Raw genomic sequence first — 26193 nt, 5'->3', positions numbered from 1 at the left:
GGACGGCGTGCTGACCGTTACGATTCCAAAACCACCCGAGCAGGTGGCGAAAGCAAAGAAAATCAAAATCGAGTCTTCGGGATAAGTAATCATCCGAAAACTGAACAGAAGCTTCCCCGTCGGTTCACACAAAGCGATCCGCCGGGGGACACTCGGCACGCGGTGCATTTGATGATCGGAATGAAGTCGTGAGGACAAAGTTTTACCGATTAGCTAGGGCCTTTCGCGTCTGCTTGCCCTGTTTGCGTTCGATCAAAGAGCCGTTGACGACTTTTTGCTAAAAGGAGTCCGATTTCATCGCGAAGAAGTATCTGTGGGAGGGGCTGCTGTGACTGATGGGCGCTTAATATTCTCAAACCGCGATGATGCTGGACGCAGGCTTGCTGCAGAACTGGTTAAGCGGAGCTTTAACGCACCAGTGGTATTCGCATTGCCGCGCGGCGGCGTGCCGGTTGCTGCGGAAGTCGCAGAAGCTCTTGGTGCACCGCTTGATCTGATCCTCGTGAGAAAAATCGGTGCGCCGCGCAATCCGGAGGTCGCGCTTGCGGCAATCGTTGAGGGGGACCCACCCGAGCGGGTTATCAACGAAGAGGTGATGCGTCGGTCGGGTGCCGATCAGGCATATCTGGAGAGGGCCACCGAACAGCAAGCAGCCGAAATGCAGCGCCGTCGTGAAAGGTACTTGGGCGAGCGTGGCAGGTCCGATGTTGAAGGCAAGACGGCGATCGTTGTAGACGACGGTCTTGCAACGGGAGCCACAATGAAGGCTGCGCTGATCGCGCTGAAACGCTGGGGTGCTGAAAAAGTGGTGGTGGCCATACCCGTCGCGCCCGCCTCGGAAATACCTCGACTTCAAGAGATTGCGGATGAAGTGATCTGCTTGGTCCCGGACCCTCAGTTCCGTGGTGTTGGTGGCGCCTACGCCGATTTTCACCAACTCAGCGATGAAGAGACTGTCGGCTATTTACGCCGGGCATGGACTGTTCAGCAAGCAAGCGTGGACGGTCCGGTACTGAGCCGCACCGTTGAAATTTCTCCCTTGCGGTTGCTGGGTGATCTGGTCGTCCCACCCGATCCGCGTGGCGTCATCCTATTTGCCCATGGTAGCGGGTCAAGCCGACTGAGCCCGCGCAACCGGGAAGTCGCGGAACGGCTGAACGAGCTCGGTTTTGCGACATTGCTCATGGACTTACTGACGGCGCAAGAGGCCGAGGACCGACGCAATGTCTTTGACATTCCTCTTTTGGCCGGGAGGTTGCTTGACGCAGATCTGTGGATAGCATCGGAACCGGAACTGGGCGATCTGCCCCTTGGCCTGTTTGGAGCGAGCACAGGAGCGGGTGCTGCTTTGTTGGCTGCCGCCGAACTGAGCGGGCGTATTTCAGCTGTAGTATCCCGCGGGGGTCGTCCTGATCTCGCCGGGGAACGGCTTTCCGAGGTCATGGCGCCGACACTCCTAATTGTTGGAGGCAAGGATTTTCAGGTTCTGGAACTCAACCGCCGCTCCCTCGCAGAGCTGCGCTGTGAAAAACAATTGCGGATCGTACCGGGCGCTGGCCATCTGTTTGAAGGGCCAGGTGAGTTGGAGAAAGTTACCGATATAGCTGGCGCCTGGTTCCAGCACTATTTGGTCAAGTCGGAGGCGCCTCTTGTGCCTCCCCCGACAGAGGAACGGGTGCCCGCCACTCCGAATGAGGTCGTCCGCGCCGCAGGCGAGGCCTTGCCTGCGTTGGACAATCCGAACTTCGGCACAGCATTTGATCGTTATGGCGCGGCTCGGGTCGTTTTGCTCGGAGAGTCGTCGCACGGAACATCGGAATTCTACCGCGCCCGCGCAGCGATAACGCGTCGGCTAATCGAAGAGCATGGCTTCAACATTGTCGCTGTTGAAGCAGATTGGCCTGACGCCGCGGTCCTTGATCGCCGCGTACGAGGGTTGCCTGAGCGGAGCCGCAACGTATCTGCGTTTTCGCGTTTCCCTGTTTGGATGTGGCGCAACCGTGATGTGGATGACTTCATCTCTTGGCTTTGCGCTTACAACACCAAGCTGCCAGACGCGAAACGCGTTCGTTTCCAAGGGTTGGATATTTACAGCATGTTCAACTCGATCGCGGAAGTTTTGTCTTATCTGGACACTCACGACCCTGCAGCCGCAGCGCTCGCGCGGCGGCGGTACGAATGTCTTGCGCCTTGGTCAAACGAGCCCGCAGCCTATGGTCGCGAAGCTTTGTCCCGTGGCCACGCACTGTGCGAGGAGCCGGTGACGCGGGTCTTAGTTGACTTACTTACAAGAGAGCTTTCTCAGGCGCGGCGCAATGGCGACAACTTGTTCAATGCAGTGCAGAACGCCCGGGTCGTCGCCGGTGCCGAGCAGTACTATCGAATGATGTACTACGGTTCGGCCGAAAGCTGGAACTTGCGGGACATGCACATGTTCCAAACCTTGAAGCAGATAATGGACCATGTTGGACCGGACGCGAGGGCCGTGGTCTGGGCGCACAATTCTCACATCGGCGACGCAAGGGTCACTGACATGGGGGCGAACCGAGGCGAGTTCAACATTGGCCAGCTTTGTCGTGAAGAATGGGGCGAAGACACCGCCCTCATCGGATTTGGAACCCATACCGGCACGGTGGCCTGCGCGTCGGACTGGGATGGCCCCATGGAGATCAAGGCAGTGCGTCCATCGCGTCCTGACAGCCATGAGGGGGTCTGCCATTCCGCTGGGGGCGAGCGCTTTCTGCTCGACCTGCGGCCCGGGGTTAATGAGGCGCTCCGATCCGCAATGTCAGAGCCGCGGCTTGAACGGTACATCGGCGTGATCTATCGGCCAGAGACCGAGAGATGGAGCCACTACAGCCATGCGATCCTCTCGTCTCAATACGACGGTTATGTCTGGTTTGACCGCACACAAGCTGTGGTGCCGTTACCTGCGGAACCCGTGCCTGGGTCGAAGGATACCTTCCCGTTCGGTCTGTGAGACGATCCCTGATTATCGGACAGTGCTGCCACATAGATATGACTCCGCAGTCCTCGAATACATGCGGTCCAAGGTCGGGTTGGGCGCTGCCGTGGGCGGTCTTGTTCCGCATCATTGCAAGCCAAATCTCTGTGGCGAAGACCAAAAAACAATCTGTCGGCGTAAATTTTGGCTCTCTGCAAAAATGGTCCTCATGGTGCGAAGCAACCCCAGAATGGAACCGAGGCAATTTTTTGGAATGGCGGTTTTGTCCGCATAGCAGTCTTTCACATCGAGCGCGGTGATTGGCCGGTCCCAGCCCAAAGTCGCCATGTAATCGACCATGGCGTACCGCTCCGCAGCAAGGCCAGGGCCTATAGCCGCTCCAGCCTACATTCAGACAGCAAGCGTTCGGCATCTGCGCATTCGAAAAGTGCGGTTCCCTCGGTGCTGACAGTCGCGCTGGCTGCCGCCACTCCCCATCTCAGCGCTTGCTCGGGAGCGATTCCACGCGCGAGCGATAGTGTGAACGCGCCGACCAGCGCATCCCCGGCGCCAACCTTACTGCGGACCGGTACCTGGGGGGCACTGCAAAAATACTTTTGGTTGCCATTAACCATGACAGAACCCTCTGAGCCGTGGCCGCAAACCACAATCCGCGCGACGCCACGCGCAATTAGGTGTTCGCAGTAAGCGAGATTGTCGGCGATTGTCCGCATTGGGCGACCGGTCGCTTTTTCCATTTCGCTGCGGTCAAGCCTTAGAACGTCTAAGGGGGAAGCGGGTGAGTTGATTAGGTGCAACAGCGGCGCCTTGGACGTGTCAACGACCAAACGTCCATCGAACCGCGATACAACCGCCTGCACTTTTGAGGGAAATTCATCTGGAAGGCCGTGAGCTGCGCCACCACTCAATACGACGAAGCCTTCCTGAGGCGCGGTCTTTGAGACCAGATCCAGGATCATCTGCGCTTCATTTTCACTCACCGGTTCTCCGGGCAGCGTGAAACGAAACTGCTCACCCGATGTCGCGTCGGTAACCGCTAGGCTATAACCCGTTTCACCGGCAACCCGGCATTCAACGGTCGGAACATTTTCCGCTTCCAGCAATCTAAGTAGACGATGTCCCATTGTTCCACCAACTACGACCAAAGCGCTGACGCTTCCGCACAATTTTATGATCGATCGTGCGACGTTGACGCCGCCACCGCCCGGATCAATCCGCGGCTTCGCGCAATATAGTTTGGGCCCGGGCTCTACATGTTTGGTAGAGGTTGCATAATCGACAGCCGGCTTCAGGGTGATCGTCAGGATTTCGGGCAAGAGGGTTTTCCCCAATTTCGGTGGTTACTATCGCGATGGCAGTTTACCATGATGAAGCCGTACTCTGAGTAAAATAGTCGGATGACTGCCTCGAGCCCAAAGCTGCCTCTAGGGAAATATCACATGATCTGCGGGTAAGTTGGCAAATATTTTTGTTTATACGACGGATCTGAACGTTTGTTTTCTGGCGGCTTTGACCTGCGCGAGAGCTTAAGGCATTCTCGAACTATGGCTGCCCTGACAAAAATCGAAATCCTCTTGCCGGAAATCAGGGCCTACGCATATTCGATCTGCCAATCGTCTGTAGAAGCGGAAGACCTTGTCCAGGATGCGGTAGAAAGAGCGTTGAGAGCTGACAACAAGCCCGACGAACTTAACGATCTGCGCCCATGGATGTTCCGGGTGGTGCGAAACCTTTTTTTCGATGAATTGAGAAAGTACAGGGTACGAAGGGAATATTCACGGGTGCAGGGACGTATTTCTAGTGAGGTTGACGGATCGAACCAGGAAAGGGATGTCCTTTTGCGTCTTGCTTTCGAAAAACTCAGCCCTGAGTTCAGAGAAATTTTATTTCTTGTGGACGTGACAGGCCTGAAATATGCGGAGGCTGCAATAGTTATCGACGTTCCGAAAGGGACTGTGATGAGCCGCGTGAGTCGAGCAAGACGCGCACTTTTGAAGTTGGTTGGTGTTGAAGACCGCGACGCGATAGCGAAGAAACGGAAGTGACAGTGGCGCTGAGTGATAAAGATTGGGAATTGGTGAACGCCTACCACGACGGCGAGTTGGACAAGCAGTGTGCCGCGTCTTTGAAGAGGCGATTGAGAAGCGAACCGGAACTTGCGGCTGCACTTGAATGTGTCAAGCAGGTGTCTGTCAGCTTAGAAAAATTAAGCCCAAGGACTGCCGCTTCTAAAGCAACTACTCCGACCAATAAGCGTCTACGGAAGTGGGCCGCGGGCGGTGCCGTCGCGGCCTGCCTCATCCTTGGGATAGCCTTTACTATTTTGTCAGACGAAGAGTTGGGCGTATATGAAATCCACCAAGCGTTTCTTGATCAAACCTTCGCGTTTGGATCCGGAGATCTGCAAACGGTTGCTGGGATTGCACACTTTCCAGATCTCGGCGCTGCAAATCTGACTTTCGTTGCTTCCCGTACTATAGAAGTGGGAACAGCAGCCCATTACACAGGCCGCAATGGTTGCCGCCTTACTTTTTTGTCTATGTCCAGCACTGCTAAGGTTCCATCGCACTTAAAAATGCAGGTTCAGCAGTGGAACTATGGCGACAACTATTTTGCAATTTTGGCAAGCGGCATGGATCACGGAAAATTTGTCGCGATATCAGAATACCTCAAAGAAGAAACGCGAAAAGCGACTCTCCCAACGACTGTCTTGGCACTTCGAGAAGCAACGAATAAAGCTAATCGTTGCACTTGATCAGAATACTATTTGTTTGCCTTGCCTGGAAAGTTGGGTCTGTCTTCGTTGTAGTGCGTTGCCAAATAATCCAAGATGACCGTTCGATCAGGCTCGTCGATCTCCGACATACCTTGTTCCTCAACCATCCATTCCAACATTTCATCCCAGTGTGCTCGCGTTAGACCTTGCTGCGCTACAATCATCTCCGAATGGCAAGCGGTGCAAGAATAGTAGGTTTCCTCTACGCCCTCGGCCACATGCAGGATGCCGAATTCCGGCTCCTCTGCCGTATCTTCAGTTGCCGCTGTTTCCGTATCGGCACCGAATTCGATCGGCGCGTCAGAAAATGAATTGAGGTAGGCAATCAAATCTGCCCGGTCACTGGGTTTTTTGAGCCCGGCGAAGCTCATCTTCGTTCCTTTTATAGCCTTGCGCGGCGCTTCGAAGAATGCATCCAGCAATTCAATATTCCATTCACCGCCGACGTTCGTCAGCGCCTTCGAGTATTTGAAGTCGTCTCGAGCAGCAACGGGGCCACCAACTATGCCATAAATGTTCGGCCCGGTCTTATTCTTGCCTCCCTGTTCGACCGTGTGGCAGGCCGTGCATTTTTTGAACACCTTGGCACCGTTCTTGGGATTGGCTGTCGCAAGGCCTTCAATCGTGTCGGCTAGGGTGGGGGAAGAAAAAAGGCCAAGGCACTGCACAGCTAGCGCCAGAAAGCGGGGACGCATGTAGTTCTCCTATTTTTGAGATAAGGGGCGGCTGCGTGCCGCCCCAACTGTCGAGTTTAGCTGGCTCGCACACCTACCCGGTGCATAGTGTTGTTGAGATAGCCTTTCGGGTTCCAGTCGATGGCATGTGGCTGTGCCTCGCCATCACTGTCTGTAGCCCGCGCCCATATCTCATAGTATCCGGCCACTGGGAGGCTAACATTGGCCCGAAAATTCTGCCAAGCCCCGGAATTTGCAGGGTCGTCAAGTTCCGCCTTCATCCAAGTTGCGCCAAAATCAATCGAAATCTCAACGCTGTCGATCGTTCGGTCACCAGACCAAGCGTGTCCGCGCACTTCGGTAGACAATCCAATATCCGCGGCATTTGCGGGGAAGGTCACAAGCGATTTCACTGGCATCCGTTCGATAATTTCAAACGCCTCTTTTGGCACTTCATCACCTGCCGCGACCGGATAGCCCGGCACCCGGTAGGATGTCCCGGTCATTTTCGGTCCATCATGAACCTGATCACGGAGCTCGATCCGGCGAAGCCACTTCTGTGAACAGGATCCTGGCCAACCCGGTACCACCAAACGCAGTGGAGCGCCGTTCATCGGATGCAACGCTTCACCGTTCATCTCGAAGGCAATGAGGATATTGTCGGTCATCGCTTTGTCGATCGGAACGCCGCGCGAGATTGGTAACTTCTCAGGGTCTCCAGACAGGTGACTGTCGGCCCCGTAATGTGCGGTGTAAACCACGTTCGATTGGACACCGGCTTTTTCAAGAACATCTTTTAAGCGTACCCCTGTCCATTCCGAGCACGCCACTGCGCCATATGTCCACTGGTTACCCTTTGCAGGCGGATCAAAGAAAGCGCGCCCATTGCCTCCGCATTCTATGGTCAGCGCCATGGTTACGACCTCGAACTGCGACTTTAGGTCGGCGATCGTCAATTCCATCGAGTTATCGACCAATCCATCAACTGTCAGGGTCCAGCTTGCAGGATCCATATCATCCGGCAACAACCCATTGTTACGGATGAAGTGACGGTTTGTTGGTGTAATCGGATCATCCAAAAATTCCGGCGGCGTTTCGGCATTGACGGGTCGATCATTCAGCAATGTCAGGCCGTCCTTACCAACGAGAACATCTCCTTGTGCGTGAGCTGCTGGAACGAAGCCCAAAGGTAAATTTTCATGGAAGGGGATCGACGTCCCTACGACAGCAGCCATACCCGCGAGGCCTGTGTTCTTGAGAAATCTTCGCCGTCCCGGATCGGTAGCATCGCCTAAGTGCCGAGAGACGTCCACCTCCGACCGATCTGCAGCTTTCTGTCCCACTTTGCGATTATTGTCGTCATCAAGCGCCATATCATCCTCCCTATGCTTGTCTACAAATGTGCTTATCTGCACCTTCTTTCGGAAACCAACGTGAGAGAGTTATGTTTTATTCCATTTTGAATATTGGTTTTTGAAACTCGCAATCAGAAGCTGTGCAAGGCCTGGTTAAGAATTCATTGCGCGACGTACAAAAAACTTGCGAACTATTGCGGTTTTGCCGTTCGCATTCGGCAAAAAAACATTGACAATTAAAAAATCAAGTATTCGAATAATTGCATGCATAGTGAGGAGCCATATCAAACTAGGCTTGAAATCGGCAAGCGCATAAGGCGGCTCAGAAGGAAAATTGGTCTGACACAATGTGAACTTGCCGAGTCATTGGGCCACAACAGTTCGACCAGAGTTAACCAGGTGGAACTCGGAAGAATTCGGCTGTACGCTGAAGAGCTACCTAAGCTGTGCAGCACGCTGAAATGTTCGTTATCCGACGTCGTTGAGGAAGGAATTTCCCAAAACAAGGAAACCGATACCTAACTTGGGCATTCGTTGGCTGGTTTGTTCAAAAAATGGCCGCTAACAAATTTAAAACTGACTGGGCTTCCTGCTAAAAACTGGTGAGTCCGACGTTGTACATCCGGGAGAAAACTATGAAAAGTATTATTGCTGCCGCTGCGCTGTCACTGGCGATTTGTACTGGAGCATTTGCAGAGGGCAACACCCACTATGTTGCCATTCATGTTAACGAAAATGACCCCGGTGTGATGAATATGGCGCTCAACAATGCAGCCAACGTAAACAAGTACTATGGGGAGCAAGGAGACAACGTCGTCATTGAGTTGGTTGCATACGGACCGGGCTTGAACATGCTGATCCCTGACAAATCACCCGTTGCAGATCGAATTTCGACAATGAGCCTTGAAATTGAAAACCTGTCCTTTGCCGCATGTGGAAATACCCACCGCAAGATGTCCAAGAAAGCTGGAAAGGACGTAGTTTTGATGGACGAGGCGTCAGTTGTACCCTCTGGAGTCGTGCGTTTGATTGAGTTGCAGGAACAGGGATACGCCTACGTGCGGCCTTGAAGGCTAGCGTTAAAACAGGGCTTCTAAGCAACCGCTGAGTTCAAAGGCTCAACCACAGGTCTTGTCAGAAGAACTTTGCTTGAGCGGAGTAGGGCGGTTGCATACCATTTAGTAATGACCAAAAGCGAACCTTCCAGTCACATTGAACAACTACAATGCAAACCAGTTTCGAACAGAAAGCAAACGCTCTGAAGAGCATGTTTCTCTGACTGGTAAATCCACACTACAGCCAAAAGCGACAGTCAGAAGTTGAAGTTTATCGCGGCATAAGGTCCATACAAACCAGAATCTACTAACACTGCATCTTGATCAAAATCGAGCGTTAGGTATCGGGCCCCCCGGCGCCAGTTCAGTGCGGTCTGTCCATTGCCAGCGCACTTCCGCTGCGACGTCGAATTGATTGTCCGCGTCGCCAGAAACACCGAAGGACGTCATACCATGTAGAGAAGGGCGCCATCGAGATCGAGTGTTTCGAGGAAGGTACAGTTGAGGCATTGCTGGTAGAAACCGGCGATAAACTCCCCGTTGGAACCCCTCTCGCCCGCATCCGCGCAAAGGGCGACGATTTGGCCGAAGCCGACAAGCAAGCCCCTCAAAGCCCGCAGACGGAAACAGTACCAAAAACACCGGGAAAAAGAATGCCGATGGCCCCGAGTAAATCCCAAGTGGTAGTGCCACACCCGGAAACGGTCGCTGCGTCACCCGCGGCGCGCCGCAGGGCACGAAACCGTAACGTCAACTTGGGAGAGATCAAGGGTTAGTTCCCCGGCGGGCGCATTGTTCTCTCTAATGTCGAGGCTGCTGCGTCCGGGGAACCGATCCATAGGCCGAACAAACCACTGGTCGCTTCAGAGAGCATGCGGTAGGCGATCGGGTCGGCCATGACACGGTCCAAACGGTAAATTCCACACTTCTATCTTTCCCAGCAAATTGACGTGCAGCCTGCGATGGATCGGCTTGCCGCACATAATGAGGGTGTGCCGCCGTCGGAGCGCATTCTCATAGGAGCACTATTTGTGCTTGCTGCGGTACATGCCGCCAAGGCAGTCGGCGTAATGAACGGTCATTATGAAAATGGCCAATTTCTGCCTGCGGAGACCGTGAATATAGGCGTCGCGATGGCTTTGTGCGGAGGTGGACTAGTGGTACCGGCGCTAATTGGCGCGGATGAAATGACATTGCAGGAAACCATGCGCGGCATGCGGGATCTTGTTGGCCGTGCCCGTGCAGGCAGGCTTCGAAATTCTGAGATGACGGAAGGTACGATAACCGTCTCCAGTCTCAGTGAAGATGGCGCTGAAGCAATGACCGGTGTTATCTTTCCTCCCCAGGTGGCGCTGGTGTGTCTTGGAGCCCCTCAGGTCAGGCCTTGGGTGGTCTCAGGCGAGATTGTTCCACGTCGCGTTGTGACCTTGACCTTGAGCGCTGACCACCGCGTGAGTGATGGCCGTCAGGCCGCCCAGTTAATTGCAGCGTTCATCACAGCTGTGTTTGAACCGGAGAAACTATGACCGAAGAAGAAATCCGCGTCGCGTTTGTTGAAGAACTCGTAAGGATCGCGCCCGACATCGCGCCGGACGACATTGACGATAATGATCACCTTCAAGATGACCTTGGTTTGGATTCGATGGACGTCCTGAATTTGGTCACGGCTTTGCATAGCCGTGTAGGAGTGGATATTCCGGAAGTCGATTACCCGAAGCTTTCAACCTTGCCGTCTGCAGCAGCTTATATCTTTTCAAAACTTACCTAAGAACAAGTAGTTTGAGTGGTCGCAATGTAGCGGTCAGCCATCATTCAGCAGTATTCAACAAAATCGGCAGACATAATGGCGGCCAGTGGCTCACGATTCGCATCATTTGCGTTTGATCAAGGAAGCACTAGGCGCATTCTGCTAAAAAGAACCAAACCTTGCCGCTGAGTTTCTATTGAGACGTAACTTCTTCACAGGTTTATGAAACGGTGCTCAAAAGGAGAGACAAACATGAAAGATCCGGAACTTTCGACCCTAATCGAAGAACTTGAGACCAGATCAGATTTGTCTGTAGCTGACTTCGATGGAGTTGCCCACGGTCTAACTTTCCTGTTTTCAGGCCAAGAGAGCCTTGCAGGCCTTTCCGCACAGGATGTGGCAGGCGCAGAGCAGGCAATACATATTGCAGATGTGGCTTTTCCGAACTGGTCGGTGAATATTCACGGTCGAGCCAATGAAAGAGATGGACACTGGAGATGTTCGCTGCGGGAAAGCGATGCCAGGGACAATGACGCCGCGATTGGTATCGGCAGTTCACCTGTCTTGTCCCAAGCCATACTTGCCGCGACCATGCGGCTTGCAATGTCATTACACCCGGATTGAATCGCTTTCGACCGCCGATTGAGCTTGGGCAAGGAAATGAGTAGCGGGATAAAAACGGGCTGATATCTCCAATTTTCGTGCGTGCATTTTGGATGAAATTCTCACCATAACTCTTAACACAGCAGTGGATTATGCCACTTCCATTGAGGCTGTCGTTCCGGGTCCGAAGCTATACTGCAAAGCACCGAGGGTCGATCCGGGGGCGGTGGCGTCAATGTAGCCAGAGCCATACGCATGCTTGGTGGACGGGCAAAGGCGTTGGTCGCGACAGGTGGCGCTAGCGGCCAGAAACTGTGCACTTTGCTTGAAGCCGAGTGTGTTCCGCTTCATGCAATGGACGTCGGCGGCGAAACTCGACTGAGCTTCGCTGTGACGGACTAGAGCAGCGGTGAACAATACCGGTTCAGCCTTCCCGGAGACACGCTGACGGGAGATATCGGCGAGCGTCTGATAGAGGAAATCGTTTCGCAAGCCCCGCGCCATGGATTAGTGGTACTAAGTGGTGGCGTCGCGCCCGGTCTTGCCGATCGTTTTCCAGAGAAAGTCCGTACCGCTCTTGAAGGAATTACACACAGGCTCGTCGTTGATACCTCCAAGGGCGCGCTGCAACGGTTGATTTCCGAGCCTATTGCTCCTCTTCATGTTCTGCGGTTCGACCAAAGGGAAGCTGAACGCGCCGCGATGCGGCCGCTTGCAGATCTGCAGGAGAGCATCGGGTTTCTAACCAACATGATTACGCGGGTCGTGGCAGAAACGCGGGTGATGGGTCTTGGTGCGGAAGGATCGCTGCTCGTGACCTCCGCGACGCTATACATATGCCGGACCCCAAAGCTTCCTGTCGTCAGTAAAGTCGGGGCAGGCGACGCTTTCATTGGGGGGCTCACCCTTGCATTGCAACGTGGAGATGGTTTGCGAGATGCGTTGCGGTGGGGGGGGGTCTGCCTCTTCCGCAACAATGGCGACAGAGGGTACGGGGCTATGCAAGGAAAAAGATTTTCTGGCGCTTCTTCCAATGTGCCAGGTCGAAGTTCCATGAGTCAGCCAATTTCCGCATTCGCGACATTATGGAGTACCTTTATGAAACTGTCCGGTGTCACCGAAATACTATCGATCCCCAACTTCACCAATTGACGCGCGTAGGCCGGGTCATTGCTTGGCGCTTGCCCGCAAAAGCCAACTTTGACACCTGCATCATGTGCCTTGCGAACAACGGTTTCGATCATCCAGAGCACTGCGGGGTCATCCTCACGGAATAGCTCGGACAAGTCTTCAGAGTCTCTGTCGATGCCCAGTGTCAGTTGTGTCAGATCGTTGGACCCGATCGAGAATCCATCGAAGCGCTTCGCAAACTCTGCGGCGCACACAACGTTCGAAGGGATCTCGCACATCACGTAGACTTCCAAACCGCCGGTGCCGCGTTCCAGTCCGTTTTCGCCCATGACCCTGAGAACCCGGTCGGCCTCCGCTGGGGTTCGGCAAAAGGGGATCATGACAATCACGTTTTGAAAGCCAATCTTGCGCCGCAGACGGTCGATTGCCCGGCATTCTAACGCGAACCCCTCCCTATAGTGCTCAGAGTAGTACCGCGATGCGCCCCGAAAACCGATCATTGGATTTGCTTCGCTGGGCTCGAAGGAACGACCCCCCAACAGATCTGCGTATTCATTCGTCTTGAAATCGCTCATGCGCACTATGACCGGTTTCGGATGGCAGAAGGCGGCAATCCGAGACAATCCGCGTGAGAGCCGTTCGACAAAGAATTCCTCTTTGCTGTCATATGAGTGTGTAAGCCGTTCAATCTCGTCCAGCGCGTTGCTGTCCGCCACCCGTTCCGGATGAACAAGTGCCATCGGATGTACGCGGACGGTTGAATTTATCACAAACTCCATGCGCGCAAGTCCAACACCCCTTACGGGCAAGCGCCACCATCTGAATGCAGCAGACGGGTTTGCCAAGTTCATCATGACATCGGTACGCGTGTCCGGCAGGTCGTCTATTGTGTCTTCGGTCACGGTAATCTTTGACAGGCCTTCTGTGACTGTGCCGGTCTCTCCGCCAGCACACGAAACAGTCACTTCTTGTGCATCATGCAGCACATGGGTTGCGTCCCCGCATCCGACCACTGCCGGTAGTCCAAGCTCGCGGCTGATGATCGCGGCGTGTGACGTCCTGCCCCCATGATCGGTGACGATCGCTGCCGCCCGTTTCATAACCGGCACCCAGTCCGGATCGGTTGTTGATGTCACCAGTATGGAACCATCGACAAAGTTGTCGATGTCCCTAGCGCTCTTGATGATATTGATCCGCCCGCTTACGGCGGCATCGCCTACGCTCAGCCCGGTCGTCAGTGCCTCGCCGGGCGCTTCAACGGCATAAGTTCTAAGCGCAGGCAAATCGCGGCGGGATTGGACTGTCTCCGGTCTGGCCTGCACGATGAACATCTCGCCGGTATCGCCGTCGCGGGCCCATTCCATGTCCATCGGCTGGCCGTAATGTTCTTCAATAATGCTTGCCTGGCGAGCCAGTTCCAGGATTTCGCTGTCGCTTAGAACGTATTTTTCCCGCTCCGCAGTGGATGTGGCCACGGTTCGCGCGTCCCCGCTGGCGTCGAGGATCATCTTGATTTCCTTTCGTCCGCACTTTTTCTCCAGAATCGGACATAGCGCCCGATCGTTTAGAAACGGCTTGAATATCTGGTACTCATCAGGGTCGACCGCGCCTTGGACAACGGTTTCGCCGAGACCCCACGCCGCATTTATTAGCACAGCATTCGGGAAACCCGTCTCTGTATCGATGGAAAACATCACTCCGGATCCGCCTTTTCCGGCGTTGACCATTTGTTGGACACCAACAGACAGGGCCACTTTCTGATGCTCGAATCCTTTGGTTTGCCTGTAAGAGATTGCGCGGTCCGTATACAGTGAAGCGTAACAATTGCGGCAGGCTTCCAGCAAAGCGTTTTCCCCACAAACGTTTAAGAACGTTTCCTGCTGACCGGCAAAACTCGCGTCGGGCAAGTCTTCTGCAGTCGCGCTGGAACGCACGGCGACCGCGACGTTCTTCTGCCCGAGCGCATCGCTGAGGCGCCGATAGTGCGAGCGGATTTCTTGTGCAGTTTCGTCCGGCCAGTCGCCGTTTCTTATCGCGTTCCGGATGGATTTTCCGGCATCGCTTAACGAGACTTTACCAATGGCAAGTCTTTGCAAGTCGCGCGCGATTTGGATCTCCAGTTCATTGCGTTCGATGAAATCCCGAAATGCACCTGCAGTCGTCGCAAAGCCGGGTGGTACCTTTATGCCCTTCTGACCCAAGGTGCGAACCATTTCCCCTAGAGAGGCATTCTTTCCTCCGACTATATCGGTGTCGGTGTGCATAACGTGCTCAAAGCCGATAACGTAGCCGTCCCGATTGGACATGATCCCCTCCTCTTGGAAACTTCGAAACTGTAACATCTCTATTCAAGCGAGTTTTGATCCATGTCAGCATCCGAGAAATGCAATCGGAAAACCTAGACGAAAGCTATGTGAACAAGCCAGAACTGACGTAGATCAATGCATCGTCTTGCGCATTGTTTAACAATGCTTCGTCTGACGAGGCTGTAAGGCCCAAGATGATGGAGGTTTGCCCGTGTCGAAAATCTTGCGAGTACCTGAAGACGTCGTTGTTCTGGTTTGCGATTCAAAGAAAGCGCTGCTTCTCAAAAACACTGGGGCGGTCGCGCAACCGGTATTGCAAACCGAAAAAAGCATCGAGCGACCCAAACATGCGGGCGAGGTTGGCAACCCTGATCGACCCGGCCGAAGGTTTGATGGTGGCGCCGCGGCAGTCTCTGGTAGTTCTCGCAGCGCCATGGAAGCAACCGACGTCGAAGCGAAGCGTGCAGAAGCATTCGCAGTAAGTATCGTTTCGGCTCTGGGTGAACGACACCGTAAAAATCCAATAGGGGGGCTAATAATCGCTGCACCACCAAATTTTCTTGGAATTCTGCGTCAGAACATGGATCATGATCTTCGACAACTCATCCGCGATGAAGTGGCGAAAGAACTTGCCGAAATGCCATTGTCGGAAATTCAGAAGGGCTTGCTTAACAGCCTGTGACAAAGTTTAAATTTGCTCGCGCGCTGGTAAATTCCCTTTAAGAAATCGTTTATTGTGACGATCGTACCAGAATAAATCGTTCTGCAACGCTCTTGGGGTTACGTATTCCGGAGCGGAGTAGAATGGTACGATCCAACAAAACAGAAAATGATAGACCTTTTGCGTAGTTTGCGCTCAAACGCATGTAAGGCAGTCTGAGTTGAACACTCCACAATGGCAGAGCCATAAACCAGAACATCTTCCATCATTCAGAAAAACAACTCGATCAAGTTTTTCAAGAATAGCCATAGTGTTTCTCGATACGGTCAAACGCGAGGTTTATCACATCCTCAGCTACACAGTATGCCATCCGAACGTGACCTGAGCCAGAAGGGCCAAATGCGCTGCCCGGCGTTACGGTGACCTTCGCGTCGCGTAGCAGTTCATGTGAAAACATTACATCTTCCACTTGCGACCCGCGAAGGCGAGGGAAAACGTAGTACGCCCCTTCGGGCCGCGCGTAATCGAAAATATGGGACACAGCATCCAGCCGATCACAGATCAGTTCCCGCCTGCGATCCAGCCGCGTCTCAAAGTCTTGCAAGTGGGTTGGCTCCGAAGACAAGGCCGCCAAAGCGCCAACCTGAGAAATCCGTGGCGTACAAATCATTGTAAGGTCATGCACCTTGGCTACCTCACCGCAAATCACTTCGGGAGCGATCATGTAGCCTACTCTCCACCCACTCATCGCGTAGGCTTTTGAAAAAGTGAAGAGGTATACTAGGTTTTCAACATGTTCTCGCGCCGAGGCCAGGTTAAAGAATGTCGTTTTGTTTTCGTAAGTGAATAGGCTGTAAGGGTCGTCGAGAATAATCAATACACCGTGCCGGGCAGCAATCTTTGCAGTGCGGCGCAAAGTGTGTTCCTTAATGATCCGACCCGTTGGGTTAGAAGGGGAGACCAGTACTATGGCTTTGGTTTGGGGCCCAATCAGTTTTTCGAGCGCATCGACGTCCAGTTCCCAGCCTTTATCCTCATGCATAGACCAGAACACAGGCGTTCCGCCGCAAAACTCGATCTGACTTATATGAGATACAAAACCTGGGTCCGTCACGATCACTTCGTCTCCGGCTTCGACCAGAACGTGTAGAAGGCTGTTCAACGCTTCCATATTGCCTGAGGTGATCGTCACATTTCGTTCTGGATCGACTCGTATTCCTGTTCGACGTTCATGCTCATGTGCAACGGCCGTGCGAAGTTCCGGTAAACCGGCAGGCAAAGTGTACATGCCCATCGTGGGATCACGTTCCAGTTCCCGCGCTACGCTCTCGCGAATGTAGGAAGGTGTGCGAAAAGAAGGCAATCCCCAAGCAAGCGATGCTGCTCCAGAAACTTTGGCGCTCAGAATAGACATTTCCTTGATCGCCGACATCGCTAGGCGGCGTGATCTGCTCGAGATAAGTTCAAACTGTTTTCTTTGCGCACTCATGGACGCTCTCTGTAGATCATAGAAAGATTCTCTGTCTTGAATACACCAGTAAACTCAAGTGTTAGTTTTCGGGTTCTGCGGATTCTTCGAAAAAGCTGGTTCTCTGGCATGTCTAAGACTGTTTCGGGCTCGTCTATGAGTACCTTTTGAATGACCGGACGTCCGCTCAGCAAACGCAAAGGACAAAGGCATGCTTGCCGGATTAGCATTGAAAAACGTATTCGCCTGGAGCATCGGCATAGGGGCGCCGAGGCCGAGTTTTATGAAACAGATTTGAGGGCAGCATGGCGTCAGTTGATCTTTTCCGCAACCATTTTACCAACTCTGGCCACCATGATCCGTTAACTGGATGGTGGCTTTCAAGCCAACTATCTGGGTCGACATAGAGACCGCCTCGCTTTCGGCGTCCCACGCGATAATGCCTTCCCGAGTGTCCCGGCTCACTTAAAATCCCGCCGTTATGTCCTGCATTGGTGAGAACGAAGGTCAAATCACAATCGGTGAACAAACGTGTTTTGTAGACAGACCGCCATGGCGCAATGTGGTCAGCTTCCGTGCCAACGACAAACATTGGAACTGAGATGTCTTTAAGAGCAATGACTCTGCCTTCGACGGCAAATCGACCCGCGGTGAGCCGATTTTCAAGAAACAGGCCCCGCAGGTACTCCGAGTGCATACGCGCCGGCATGCGAGTGGTGTCGCCATTCCAAACCAGAATGTCTGATTGTAGATCCTTTTGCCCAAGAAAGTAGCGTTTGACCGCGCGCGAGTAGATCAGGTCTTTGGCGCGTATGGTCGCAAAAGTTCGGGTCATCTGAGGTCGGTCAAGATACCCTTGCGTCCACATCAAATCTTCGATGAAAGAGACCTGACTTTCATCCACGAAGAGCAATAGTTCTCCAGCCTCCGCGAAGTCTATCTGTGCTGCCATCAAGGTGAGTGAGGCTAGTCGGTCATCACCGTCGCGTGCCATCAGGCACGCCGCGAGAGCCAATAACGTGCCGCCGAGACAATAGCCGTTTGCGTGCACTTTTTGTCCCGGAACGATCCCGTTGATAACATCCAAAGCGGCCATGAAGCCTTTTTTGCGATAGTCTTCAAGGCACAACTGGGCTTGGTCCGCTGTTGGATTGCACCACGAGATCATGAATACTGTAAACCCTTGATCCACCAAATACTTGACCATCGAATTTTGCGGCGAAAGATCGAGAATGTAGTATTTCATGATCCAGGCGGGCACAAAAAGGAGCGGTTCAGGGTGCACTTTCTCAGTTTGCGGAGTGTATTGTATCAGTTCGAACAGATCATTTTGAAAAACGACTTTTCCTTGCGTGCAAGCCAGGTCTTTTCCGATTTCAAAGCCTTCAGGCGCGGGCTTGTGGGCTTGAGTCATCGTTTGGATCCAATCCTCGGCGCAGTGCTGAGCACCCTCTACTAGGTTCATGCCTAGCTTCCGAACCGTTTCTTCAATGATTTCAGGGTTCGAAAAAGGAAAGTTTGACGGCGACACCAAGTCTAACATCTGACGCACTTGGAAACGTATCCGATCTACGTCTCGCTTGCCCAAGCCCGGCATTGGTTCCGTAGCAGCATCCCACCAGTCCTGCATCGCCAGAAAACTCTGCTTCCAAAACTGGAAGGGCTGGTGTTCCCAAGCGGGGTGATCGAAACGGTGATCTTGTGGTTGCGATGCAAACAAGGGCTGGGATGGTTTCGCAGATGCTTCAACCAACAGCTTCACTGCGTCTTTATGCGCGCGTTCCATCAATTCGAGTTGCCTACCCGGTGACCGGCTGAGGTGCAAAGCCCAATCATTCCACGCTGAGAAGATCGAATAGGGTGAAACGCCTCCTGTAGATTGCGCAAGACCGGCGCGTAACGTGCGATCCAGCAATTGATGTGGGTGGTCACTCGTCACCTCACGGAATTCAGTTCCGTCAGAGATTTTAGATGCATGGCGGTTGCCTTTTTGATACTTAATCTTTTTGGCCATTGTCTGCACCCTTTCCTATTCCCAGGTCCTGAGAGTTGACCAAGCTTTAGAGAAAGATACAGGTCGCGACGTTGACCCATGTCATTAGTGGCCAAGCTGTCAACATGATTTTTCCAGCCTAGCAAACCAATTTTCGCAAATGAATGCTGGTAGTATCCGATTTTTACGCGGGGCTTTGTTCGCCGCTGAGCGGCATGCGAAGGTCTGATGCCTAACTGTCTTGGGCAGAAAAAAAGTCGTTCGCATCGAGCGCAATCGCTCCCTCCAAACATACAACCACTTTGGGCTAGCTGCAGCAACTAGATCTGTTTCTTTAAAATGACCGCTCGGCGGACTTTGCTTTCGTCCGCAAAAGGGCATTGTGTGAAGAACTAGACTCATGCTGAGGTAGCAGCACGTTTTCAGGTTGCGTGGAAGTCCCAGCGGTGGGAACCTGATAGAGCCGGTCTTTCAGCGTTTAGCAAAGGTGCGTTGAATCCACCTTTGGCCGGATCGGCCCCGATTCCAGTGAGCCAAACGGTAGTTTGCAGCAAGGAGCCGCCGATGAATTTAGACCCCCGGACAAGGGGACAGGTTCACGCCCAGGACAGCGCGGGCGCACTTGCTTTGCTGGAAGTTGATCTGGAGCGCGGGCTGAGTGCGGAAGAGGCGGCGCGCCGACAGAAGATCTATGGCGAAAACCAACTGGAACGAGCGAAACGTACTACAGTGCTGACGCTTCTACTTGATCAGTTCCGCAGCGTGATTGTTTGGCTTCTGACTGCGGCCGCGGTGCTGTCAATGATGGTTTCCGACTACCCTGAAGCGATTGCGATCTTCTGCGTTTTGGCTATCAACACCGCTATAGGCTTTTTCACCAGCTGGAAAGCGCTGCGGTCGATGGAGGCACTGTTTCAACTGACCGCGTTCACCACCCGAGTGCGGCGGGACGGAGAATCGGTGTTGCTGCAGGTAGCCAAGGTCACCCCGGGCGACGTGGTGATCCTCGAAGCTGGAGATGTGGTGCCTGCCGACTTGCGGTTGATCAAGGTTGAGAATTTACAATGCAACGAAAGCGCTTTGACTGGGGAGTCGGCTCCCGTTACGAAAACGTCGCAGCGGCTGGTCCCTGATACTCTGGTCGCAGATCGAACAAATATCGCCTTCAAAGGTACAGCGGTGACGCGTGGCGCCGGTATCGGCGTCGTCGCCTTGGTCGGTGCCGAGACGGAAATAGGTCGGATTGCTACCCTGGCCCAAACCGCGGAAGCAGCGGCGAACCCGCTAGAGAAACGTCTCGACAAGCTGGGTCAGGCATTAGTGCTGATTACTATCGTCTTATCAGGGTTGATCGGGCTGATTGGGTTCATGCGCGGCCTCGGGATGGTCGCGATGACTGAGACCGCGATAGCGCTCGCTGTAGCGGCAGTGCCTGAGGGCTTGCCCGTTGTTGCTACTCTAGCGCTGGCGCGCGGCATGCTGCGGATGGCCCGGCGCAACACGTTAATAGAACGTCTGTCAGCGGTCGAGACCTTAGGCGCAACTACAATGATCCTGACAGACAAGACCGGCACCCTAACCGAAAACCAGATGACGGTAGCGGGCTTTCTATTAGAAGATCGCGATCTGACTACCGAGAATTTAGTACGAAACGTGGCCGATGCACCGGACTTGCGCATGGCGCTGGAAATAGGGGCGCTCTGCAACACTGCGGAACTAACCCACAGCGGTCAGGACGGCATTGGGGATCCGCTGGAACTGGCGCTGTTGGACGTAGCGGCGCTATTGGGGGTACGCCCCGATCTCGACCCCGACGACCGGCCCGAGGTTGGAAAGCATCCATACGACCCAGCCTTCAAGATGATGGCGACTCAGCACAGCGCTGAAGGTCGCTATTTCGTCGCGGTCAAGGGGGCTCCCGAGGCTGTATTGGAAAGCTCGATCGCGGTGCTGACCGCGACCGGCCCTCAGCCTCTGACCGAGGCCCAGCGGCAGCAATGGCTGGACCGGATCGAGGCGGCGGCTGGGGCCGGCTATCGCCTGATCGGCCTTGCGTACAAGTATAGCGACAGCGTAGAGGAGCCGCTACTTGAGCAACCGACGTTTGTCGGTCTCGTTAAATTGCTGGACCCTCTGCGACCGGATGTACCGGCGGCGATCGCGGAATGCCTGAGCGCCGGCGTGCGAGTGGTGATGATGACCGGCGACCATATAGCCACTGCAACCGAGATCGCGGCTCAGGCCGGGCTGGGTGTGGATGGCCGCATTGTCGCAATGTCCGAGCAGTCGCTGCAAGAACTGAAAAAAGGCAAGGTCGGCAAGGTGTTGTGCCGTCAACTGGCTGAGACGAACGTATTCGCGAGGGTGGCGCCCGAAACCAAGCTGCGGCTGGTCGAATATTACCAGAATCAGGGCCACGTGGTGGCTATGACCGGCGACGGTGTTAACGACGCTCCTGCACTTAAGAAATCCGATATCGGCATCGCCATGGGTCAACGTGGAACTCAAGTGGCGCGCGATGCAGCCGATGTTGTGCTTAAGGATGATGCATTCGCCTCGATCGTCGCAGCGATGTGGCAGGGTCGCGTGATATTTGGGAACATTCGCCGCTTCGTGGTCTATCTAATGTCATGCAATTTCAGCGAAATCCTGATAGTCGGGCTTGCTATAGCCGCTGGTCTTCCCGCGCCGTTGGTGCCGTTGCAAATTCTGTTTCTCAATATCGTCACCGATGTGTTCCCCGCATTTGCCTTGGGTCTGGGAGAGGGTGATCGCAACGTAATGAAACGGCCGCCGCGCGACCCACAGGATCCGATCGTCGGCCGTCCGCAATGGATCGATATCGCGGTATTTGGCCTTCTGATCACGGTTGCCACTCTGGGCGCGTATTGGTTGGCGCTGATCCATCTTGCGCTTCCGGTGCACGAAGCGGTGACAGTGGCCTTTCTAACACTGGCGTTGGGGCAACTTTGGCACGTTTTCAATATGCGGGAACGCGGAGAAGGACTGCTGATCAATTCGGTTTCGAAAAACCCTTGGGTCTTTTCTGCACTGCTCTTGTGCCTGGCTCTGCTTACGGCTGCATTTCAATTGCCTTCGGTGGCAGGGGTACTGCAACTTTCCTCGCTATCGTTCGAAGAATTTGTCTTAGCGGCGGGGACGAGTTTGTTCCCGCTGATCGGAGGCTCGCTGTGGCTTAAACTGACCCGCGCTCTAGGCATCTAGACAAAGTTGCGGCGCATTGCCATCGCGTCGCGCACCCTTGAGTGCGCAATATCTAAGGCCGCCTGTCGCGGCGGAACTCGATTTTCGCGCATCACCTCCAGTACCACGCGAGTGTTGTGTCGGATCTTCCCTGCTATAGTTTGCATGGCTTGCGCTTCGGACCCGCCGTGATACTCAATCGAGGCGCAAATTACCCCGCCGGCATTGGCGATGAAGTCCGGTACTACGAGCACTCGTCGGTTATGAAGCTGAACTTCGATCTCGGCACTTGCTGGGATGTTTGCGCCTTCCAGAATCAACCGGGCTTTGATGCTGTCGACATTCCTTGCATGGATGGCACCGGGGCGCGCGGCAGGAATCAAAATATCACAATCGACTCCGATAACCGCTGTGGGATCAGGCAATACTTTACCGCCGGTAAGCGCAGTCACGCTTTCTCCCGCGCTTTTCAATTCCCTTAATTCGGCCAGCGGCAAGCCGCCTGCGTCCACCAGGCTGCCATGACTGTCAGAGACAGCGACCAAGTTTGCGCCTTTTTCGGTTAGGAACCGCGCCGCGTTTTGGCCGACCGCGCCAAAGCCCTGAACCGCCACCCGCGCACCTTCAAGGTCGAGGTCGCAATAATCCAGAGCCACTTCGGCGGCTGCAGCGAGTCCAAAACCGGTGGCGCCGATTTCATCCAACGGAATACCACCCAGAACCCGTGGCAGGCCGACAGCGCGGCCAATCTCGTCGGCAACCCAACCCATGCAGGTTTCGTTGGTGCCCATGTCAGGGCCGGGGATGTAGTCTTCAATCTGCATGATTGCCTGGGAAAAAGCGCGCATCAGCGCTTGTTTTGCTGCAGCCGGCATGGCCGGGTCTGCAGAAATCACCGCCTTTCCACCGCCATGCTGCAAACCAGCGGCGGCGTTCTTCAGCGTCATCGCTCGGGCCAGTCCGGCACATTCCGCTAGGGTTACGTCAGGTGCCATGCGAACCCCGCCGATCGAGGGTCCAGCAGCAATGTTGTCGACAACCACGATTGCCTGCAAACTTGCTTGAAAATTATGCAGGTGAATGATCTTTTGTGGACCTAAATCGTCGCACAATGCGAATATCTCGCTCACTGCATCATCCCTTTTCCGAGGGCGTTTCCAATCGGGCTCGCACCGTTGCAAGAAAGCGCGCCGCCTCGCCACCTGTGACGGCGCGGTGGTCGAAGCTGAGCGACAGGGGCAGCAGCTGCTGTTCCTGTGGCCTACCGTCCTTCATGATGATGCGAGTACCGATGCGACCGGCGCCGAGGATAGCAACTTGGGGCGGGACGACCACCAGCACCGCATGTTCACCACCGATCATACCGAAATTCGAAAGTGTTATTGTGGCATCGGTCATCGCATTTGGAGCGATGGTCCGGTCGTGGACCGAGGCTTTGAGCGCTGCTAATTCGGGCGCCAGATCACGAGGGGTTTCGACACTGCGCAGCACCGGGGCGAATAAACCATCGGGCGTGTCCATAGCTATGGCCAAGTCCACATGCGCGTGCAATTGTCGACGTTTACCGTCGAACCAGGCGTTCAGCGCGGGTTCCGCGGCGCATGCAGCGGTAATGGCGCAAATTAGCTGCTGCGTCGCATTGGCTTCCTTTGCCCAGGCGGATATGTCGGCATGATCCATAACGGTCGCGGGCACTACGCTTGTGCCAGAGCGCTCCATCTTCCGGGCCATGACTCGGCGCGGCCCGTGCAGCGCTTCGCCCAAGCCATCGATGGCGGTTAATACATCGGCAGACTGGATCGCACCGCCGGGACCGGTGCCTGTCACCATCGCCAGATCAACCTTGTGCTCGGCTGCTAACTTGCGCACCGCCGGGCTGGCTTTGACCGGAGTCGCTGTGTCCGCACTGGGTTCTTTCGGTGTAGGTTTGGGTTTTGGTGCCGCAGCATCGATCTCACCCACGATAGCACCCTTGTCTGTAGCCAGTTCGCTGTTGAACATTACCAAAGCTCCCCCGACTGGCACGACATCGCCGGTTTTCGCCATGAGCCGGGACACGGTGCCGCTAAGGGGCGAGGGCACTTCGATCACCGCCTTGTCGGTCTCGACTGATACTAATGGCTGGTCGGCAATCACATGATCGCCTGCAGCCACATGCCAAGCGACAACTTCCGCCTCTTTCAGACCCTCTCCAAGATCGGGTAAGTAAAATATGCTCATGCAAACTCCATAGTTTCCCGGGCGGCGGTCAAGATGCGGGCGACGTCGGGAAAGAAATGATCTTCGAGCCGAGAATACGGAGTTATGGTGTCATACCCAGTAACCCGTCGAACCGGCGCCAGAAGGCTGGTCAGGCGATGTTCCGCCAAATCGGCGGCTACCTCGGCACCAAACCCGCCAATCATCGGTGCTTCATGAACGATCACACAGCGTCCGGTCTTTTCTACAGAAGCGTGCACCGCGGCGCGGTCATAAGGTTTCAGGGTCGCCAAGTCGATCACCTCGGCCTCGACACCCTCACTAGAGAGCTGCTTGGCGGCTTCTATTACATCTGTGCAACAGGCACCCCATGTGATCAGGGTCAGATCACCGCCCGCGCGCAAACTAAAGGCGTTGTCGAGCGGCAACGCCTCTCCGTCATCCTCGACTGGCTCCGAAAACGCGCGGTAGAGCCGCTTCGGCTCTAAAAACACGACTGGGTCAGGGTCTTGGATCGCTGCCAGTAACAGGCCATAGGCTCGAGCGGGTGAACTAGGAATTACCACCCGCAGCCCGGGGATATGCGCCAGCATTGCCTCCATGCTTTCGGAATGGTGCTCGGGAGCCTTAATGCCGCCGCCATAAGGCGCACGCAACACCATCGGGCAACTCAGTCGCCCTCTAGTGCGATTACGCAGTCTTGCGGCATGATTGACCAACTGGTCGATGGCGGAATAGATGAAGCCCATAAACTGGATTTCGGCCACTGGCCGCAGCCCCTGCGCCGCTGCACCCACTGCCACGCCAGCGATCACAGTTTCGGATAGGGGCGTGTCGCGCACCCGAGCCGCGCCGTGGCGCTGGATCAGCCCGTCGGTGGCGCGAAAAACACCGCCATCGATGCCTACATCCTCTCCAAAGATGATCACCTCGGGGTTGTCTTGCAACGCCCGACCAAGTGCTAGCCGTATGGCCTCGATCATAGTAAGTTCAGCCATTGGTGACGTCCTCGGCTTGAAAAGCCAGATCGACGGGCAACTCAGCGTAGAGGTGATCGAACATTGCCCGAGCGGGTTCTGGTTCAATGGCCAGATAGGCTTCGGCCGCGGCATTGACGCGAGTATCGGAGTCCTGCAAGAGCGCCTTTTCTTCCTGTCTGCTCCAGCCATGATCCGCGACGAGAAGCTTTCGCAGCCTGGCAATAGGTTCTTCTTGCCAATGCGGGCTGACCTCTTCGTCATCGCGATAACGGCTGGCGTCGTCCGCGGTAGTGTGATCGCCTAACCGATAGGTCTGGCATTCGATCAGGCAGCCGCCTTTCCCGACCCGCGCGTTATCTACCGCTTCGGCGACGGCTGCGCGGACAGCAATCACATCGTTGCCATCAACGATTGTCCCAGGCACACCCGCCGCTACTGCCTTTTGTGCCAGTGTCTGAGCCGCGCTCTGATCGGTGCGTCTGACGGAAATTGCCCATTGGTTGTTATTGATCACGAACACCGCCGGCAAGCGCCACACTCCAACAAGGTTCAGCGCTTCGTAAAAATCTCCCTTTGACGTAGCGCCGTCGCCAGCCACTGCCACCGCCACCCGCGGCTCGCCACGCTGCGCCATTGCCAATGCCACTCCTGCGGCATGGGGGAATTGTGAAGCGACTGGGATACAAACCGGAAAATCTTGCACCGCCTCGGCAAAGGCATTGCCACGTTCGTCACCACCCCAGAACAGAAACAGTCCTTCCAGGGGCACGCCACGCAGCATCTGCGCGCCGTGCTCTCGGAAAGAAGGCAGGAAAACGTCCTCAGCCCGCATCGCTAGTGCGCTGCCAATACCAACCGCCTCTTGCCCCAAGCTGGAGCCATAGGTGCCCAACCGCCCAGTACGTTGCAGCGCGATCGCCTTAGTGTCGAAGGCTCGGGTCAGTACCATCGCTCGATACATACTCACCAATGTGTTGTGGTCTTGGGCAAAATCGGGCAGGACGCCAATGACTTCCCCTCCGGGCGCGACAAACCGCAGCGGTTCAGGAACCTTGATTTGTACGCGATCGACCATG

Annotated in this window: 23 protein-coding genes; 12 read left to right on the top strand and 11 right to left on the bottom strand. The window is 54.8% G+C overall.

The features are described 5' to 3' along the window. The first annotated feature begins 328 nt into the window (after positions 1-328). On the top strand, positions 329-2980 hold the full coding sequence (locus AC2FNV_RS17155; RefSeq protein WP_170608727.1) for an erythromycin esterase family protein: 2652 nt from the start codon (positions 329-331) through the stop codon (positions 2978-2980). A 353-nt stretch (positions 2981-3333) separates the two neighbouring features. Here AC2FNV_RS17155 and AC2FNV_RS17150 read toward each other — a convergent pair whose 3' ends face one another. Next, entirely contained in the window at positions 3334-4281 is a 948-nt protein-coding gene (locus tag AC2FNV_RS17150) for a 1-phosphofructokinase family hexose kinase (protein WP_170608728.1), read from the bottom strand. Between the two features lie 228 nt (positions 4282-4509). Between AC2FNV_RS17150 and AC2FNV_RS17145 the strand changes: the two genes are divergently transcribed. Both AC2FNV_RS17145 and AC2FNV_RS17140 read left to right on the top strand, forming a co-directional pair. Next, on the top strand, positions 4510-5010 hold the full coding sequence (locus AC2FNV_RS17145) for an RNA polymerase sigma factor (RefSeq protein WP_170608729.1): 501 nt from the start codon (positions 4510-4512) through the stop codon (positions 5008-5010). Between the two features lie 2 nt (positions 5011-5012). Next, on the top strand, positions 5013-5720 hold the full coding sequence (locus AC2FNV_RS17140; protein ID WP_170608730.1) for an anti-sigma factor: 708 nt from the start codon (positions 5013-5015) through the stop codon (positions 5718-5720). 8 nt (positions 5721-5728) lie between these two features. Here the strand turns inward: AC2FNV_RS17140 and AC2FNV_RS17135 are convergent, their stop codons facing one another. Together AC2FNV_RS17135 and AC2FNV_RS17130 are read right to left on the bottom strand one after the other, a co-directional pair. Further along, positions 5729-6436 (bottom strand): c-type cytochrome, encoded by a 708-nt coding sequence (locus AC2FNV_RS17135; protein WP_170608731.1) that lies wholly within the window; start codon positions 6434-6436, stop codon positions 5729-5731. Between the two features lie 56 nt (positions 6437-6492). Beyond that, positions 6493-7788: a sulfite oxidase gene (locus AC2FNV_RS17130; RefSeq protein ID WP_170608732.1), complete on the bottom strand. Its 1296-nt coding sequence runs from the start codon at positions 7786-7788 to the stop codon at positions 6493-6495. A gap of 246 nt (positions 7789-8034) precedes the next feature. On the opposite strand from AC2FNV_RS17130, the gene AC2FNV_RS17125 reads away from it, so the two are divergent. The 6 genes from AC2FNV_RS17125 to AC2FNV_RS17100 all read left to right on the top strand — a co-directional run bounded on the left by AC2FNV_RS17125 (position 8035) and on the right by AC2FNV_RS17100 (position 11196). Further along, positions 8035-8292, top strand: a complete 258-nt coding sequence (locus AC2FNV_RS17125; RefSeq protein ID WP_170608733.1) for a helix-turn-helix domain-containing protein — start codon at positions 8035-8037, stop codon at positions 8290-8292. 113 nt (positions 8293-8405) lie between these two features. After that, a complete protein-coding gene (locus AC2FNV_RS17120) occupies positions 8406-8840 on the top strand; it encodes a DsrE family protein (protein WP_170608734.1) in 435 nt (144 codons plus the stop codon). Positions 8841-9334: 494 nt separating this feature from the next. Next, the gene (locus AC2FNV_RS17115; protein ID WP_170608735.1) at positions 9335-9601 is read left to right on the top strand and encodes a hypothetical protein; all 267 of its coding nucleotides are present in this window, start codon (positions 9335-9337) and stop codon (positions 9599-9601) included. 186 nt (positions 9602-9787) lie between these two features. Next, entirely contained in the window at positions 9788-10351 is a 564-nt protein-coding gene (locus AC2FNV_RS17110; protein WP_254442658.1) for a 2-oxo acid dehydrogenase subunit E2, read from the top strand. Next, the gene (locus tag AC2FNV_RS17105; protein ID WP_170608737.1) at positions 10348-10593 is read left to right on the top strand and encodes an acyl carrier protein; all 246 of its coding nucleotides are present in this window, start codon (positions 10348-10350) and stop codon (positions 10591-10593) included. Before AC2FNV_RS17110 ends, AC2FNV_RS17105 begins: the two co-directional genes overlap by 4 nt. Positions 10594-10824: 231 nt before the next feature. Continuing rightward, complete coding sequence (locus tag AC2FNV_RS17100) at positions 10825-11196, top strand: hypothetical protein (RefSeq protein WP_170608738.1); 372 nt, start codon at positions 10825-10827, stop codon at positions 11194-11196. Between the two features lie 129 nt (positions 11197-11325). Here the strand turns inward: AC2FNV_RS17100 and AC2FNV_RS17095 are convergent, their stop codons facing one another. After that, the gene (locus tag AC2FNV_RS17095; protein WP_496773969.1) at positions 11326-11679 is read right to left on the bottom strand and encodes a hypothetical protein; all 354 of its coding nucleotides are present in this window, start codon (positions 11677-11679) and stop codon (positions 11326-11328) included. A gap of 6 nt (positions 11680-11685) precedes the next feature. On the opposite strand from AC2FNV_RS17095, the gene AC2FNV_RS17090 reads away from it, so the two are divergent. Then, positions 11686-12327 (top strand): PfkB family carbohydrate kinase, encoded by a 642-nt coding sequence (locus AC2FNV_RS17090; protein ID WP_496773967.1) that lies wholly within the window; start codon positions 11686-11688, stop codon positions 12325-12327. On the opposite strand, the gene ppsA is transcribed toward AC2FNV_RS17090, so the two are convergent. Beyond that, positions 12234-14612, bottom strand: a complete 2379-nt coding sequence (gene ppsA, locus AC2FNV_RS17085; RefSeq protein ID WP_170611154.1) for a phosphoenolpyruvate synthase — start codon at positions 14610-14612, stop codon at positions 12234-12236. The genes AC2FNV_RS17090 and ppsA overlap by 94 nt on opposite strands. A gap of 211 nt (positions 14613-14823) precedes the next feature. On the opposite strand from ppsA, the gene AC2FNV_RS17080 reads away from it, so the two are divergent. Further along, positions 14824-15294: a baeRF12 domain-containing protein gene (locus AC2FNV_RS17080; RefSeq protein ID WP_170608741.1), complete on the top strand. Its 471-nt coding sequence runs from the start codon at positions 14824-14826 to the stop codon at positions 15292-15294. 274 nt (positions 15295-15568) lie between these two features. Here AC2FNV_RS17080 and AC2FNV_RS17075 read toward each other — a convergent pair whose 3' ends face one another. Both AC2FNV_RS17075 and AC2FNV_RS17070 read right to left on the bottom strand, forming a co-directional pair. After that, positions 15569-16762 (bottom strand): pyridoxal phosphate-dependent aminotransferase, encoded by a 1194-nt coding sequence (locus AC2FNV_RS17075; RefSeq protein WP_170611149.1) that lies wholly within the window; start codon positions 16760-16762, stop codon positions 15569-15571. Between the two features lie 202 nt (positions 16763-16964). Next, positions 16965-18755 (bottom strand): PHA/PHB synthase family protein, encoded by a 1791-nt coding sequence (locus AC2FNV_RS17070; RefSeq protein WP_170608743.1) that lies wholly within the window; start codon positions 18753-18755, stop codon positions 16965-16967. Between the two features lie 543 nt (positions 18756-19298). Here AC2FNV_RS17070 and AC2FNV_RS17065 point away from each other — a divergent pair. Further along, the gene (locus tag AC2FNV_RS17065; RefSeq protein WP_170608744.1) at positions 19299-21959 is read left to right on the top strand and encodes a cation-translocating P-type ATPase; all 2661 of its coding nucleotides are present in this window, start codon (positions 19299-19301) and stop codon (positions 21957-21959) included. Here the strand turns inward: AC2FNV_RS17065 and AC2FNV_RS17060 are convergent. From AC2FNV_RS17060 to pdhA, 4 genes are read right to left on the bottom strand one after another with little or no spacing between them, the layout of a single operon-like run. Continuing rightward, positions 21956-23068 carry a Glu/Leu/Phe/Val family dehydrogenase gene (locus tag AC2FNV_RS17060; RefSeq protein WP_170608745.1) on the bottom strand — a complete coding sequence of 371 codons (1113 nt, stop codon included), beginning with the start codon at positions 23066-23068 and terminating at the stop codon, positions 21956-21958. The genes AC2FNV_RS17065 and AC2FNV_RS17060 overlap by 4 nt on opposite strands. Before the next feature lie 4 nt (positions 23069-23072). Beyond that, entirely contained in the window at positions 23073-24158 is a 1086-nt protein-coding gene (locus tag AC2FNV_RS17055; protein ID WP_170608746.1) for a dihydrolipoamide acetyltransferase family protein, read from the bottom strand. Then, on the bottom strand, positions 24155-25135 hold the full coding sequence (locus AC2FNV_RS17050; RefSeq protein ID WP_170608747.1) for an alpha-ketoacid dehydrogenase subunit beta: 981 nt from the start codon (positions 25133-25135) through the stop codon (positions 24155-24157). The genes AC2FNV_RS17055 and AC2FNV_RS17050 overlap by 4 nt, the downstream gene beginning before the upstream one ends. Beyond that, positions 25128-26192 carry a pyruvate dehydrogenase (acetyl-transferring) E1 component subunit alpha gene (gene pdhA / locus AC2FNV_RS17045; RefSeq protein WP_170608748.1) on the bottom strand — a complete coding sequence of 355 codons (1065 nt, stop codon included), beginning with the start codon at positions 26190-26192 and terminating at the stop codon, positions 25128-25130. Before pdhA ends, AC2FNV_RS17050 begins: the two co-directional genes overlap by 8 nt. Position 26193 lies beyond the last annotated feature (1 nt).

The sequence above is a fragment of the Ruegeria sp. BHSA163 genome (assembly GCF_059613365.1).
The sequence above is the reverse complement of the archived record's forward strand: the minus strand, read 5'-3'. Positions and strand labels throughout refer to the sequence as shown.

What these genes read in the sequence shown, in the direction of transcription:
- AC2FNV_RS17145 (WP_170608729.1), top strand. Translation starts at nt 4,510, where the DNA reads ATGGCTGCCCTGACAAAAATCGAAATCCTCTTGCCGGAAATCAGGGCC.
- AC2FNV_RS17135 (WP_170608731.1), bottom strand. Translation starts at nt 6,436, where the DNA reads ATGCGTCCCCGCTTTCTGGCGCTAGCTGTGCAGTGCCTTGGCCTTTTT.
- AC2FNV_RS17130 (WP_170608732.1), bottom strand. Translation starts at nt 7,788, where the DNA reads ATGGCGCTTGATGACGACAATAATCGCAAAGTGGGACAGAAAGCTGCA.
- AC2FNV_RS17125 (WP_170608733.1), top strand. Translation starts at nt 8,035, where the DNA reads ATGCATAGTGAGGAGCCATATCAAACTAGGCTTGAAATCGGCAAGCGC.
- AC2FNV_RS17120 (WP_170608734.1), top strand. Translation starts at nt 8,406, where the DNA reads ATGAAAAGTATTATTGCTGCCGCTGCGCTGTCACTGGCGATTTGTACT.
- AC2FNV_RS17110 (WP_254442658.1), top strand. Translation starts at nt 9,788, where the DNA reads ATGGATCGGCTTGCCGCACATAATGAGGGTGTGCCGCCGTCGGAGCGC.
- AC2FNV_RS17105 (WP_170608737.1), top strand. Translation starts at nt 10,348, where the DNA reads ATGACCGAAGAAGAAATCCGCGTCGCGTTTGTTGAAGAACTCGTAAGG.
- AC2FNV_RS17100 (WP_170608738.1), top strand. Translation starts at nt 10,825, where the DNA reads ATGAAAGATCCGGAACTTTCGACCCTAATCGAAGAACTTGAGACCAGA.
- AC2FNV_RS17095 (WP_496773969.1), bottom strand. Translation starts at nt 11,679, where the DNA reads ATGGCGCGGGGCTTGCGAAACGATTTCCTCTATCAGACGCTCGCCGAT.
- ppsA (WP_170611154.1), bottom strand. Translation starts at nt 14,612, where the DNA reads ATGTCCAATCGGGACGGCTACGTTATCGGCTTTGAGCACGTTATGCAC.
- AC2FNV_RS17075 (WP_170611149.1), bottom strand. Translation starts at nt 16,762, where the DNA reads ATGAGTGCGCAAAGAAAACAGTTTGAACTTATCTCGAGCAGATCACGC.
- AC2FNV_RS17070 (WP_170608743.1), bottom strand. Translation starts at nt 18,755, where the DNA reads ATGGCCAAAAAGATTAAGTATCAAAAAGGCAACCGCCATGCATCTAAA.
- AC2FNV_RS17065 (WP_170608744.1), top strand. Translation starts at nt 19,299, where the DNA reads ATGAATTTAGACCCCCGGACAAGGGGACAGGTTCACGCCCAGGACAGC.
- AC2FNV_RS17055 (WP_170608746.1), bottom strand. Translation starts at nt 24,158, where the DNA reads ATGAGCATATTTTACTTACCCGATCTTGGAGAGGGTCTGAAAGAGGCG.
- AC2FNV_RS17050 (WP_170608747.1), bottom strand. Translation starts at nt 25,135, where the DNA reads ATGGCTGAACTTACTATGATCGAGGCCATACGGCTAGCACTTGGTCGG.
- pdhA (WP_170608748.1), bottom strand. Translation starts at nt 26,192, where the DNA reads ATGGTCGATCGCGTACAAATCAAGGTTCCTGAACCGCTGCGGTTTGTC.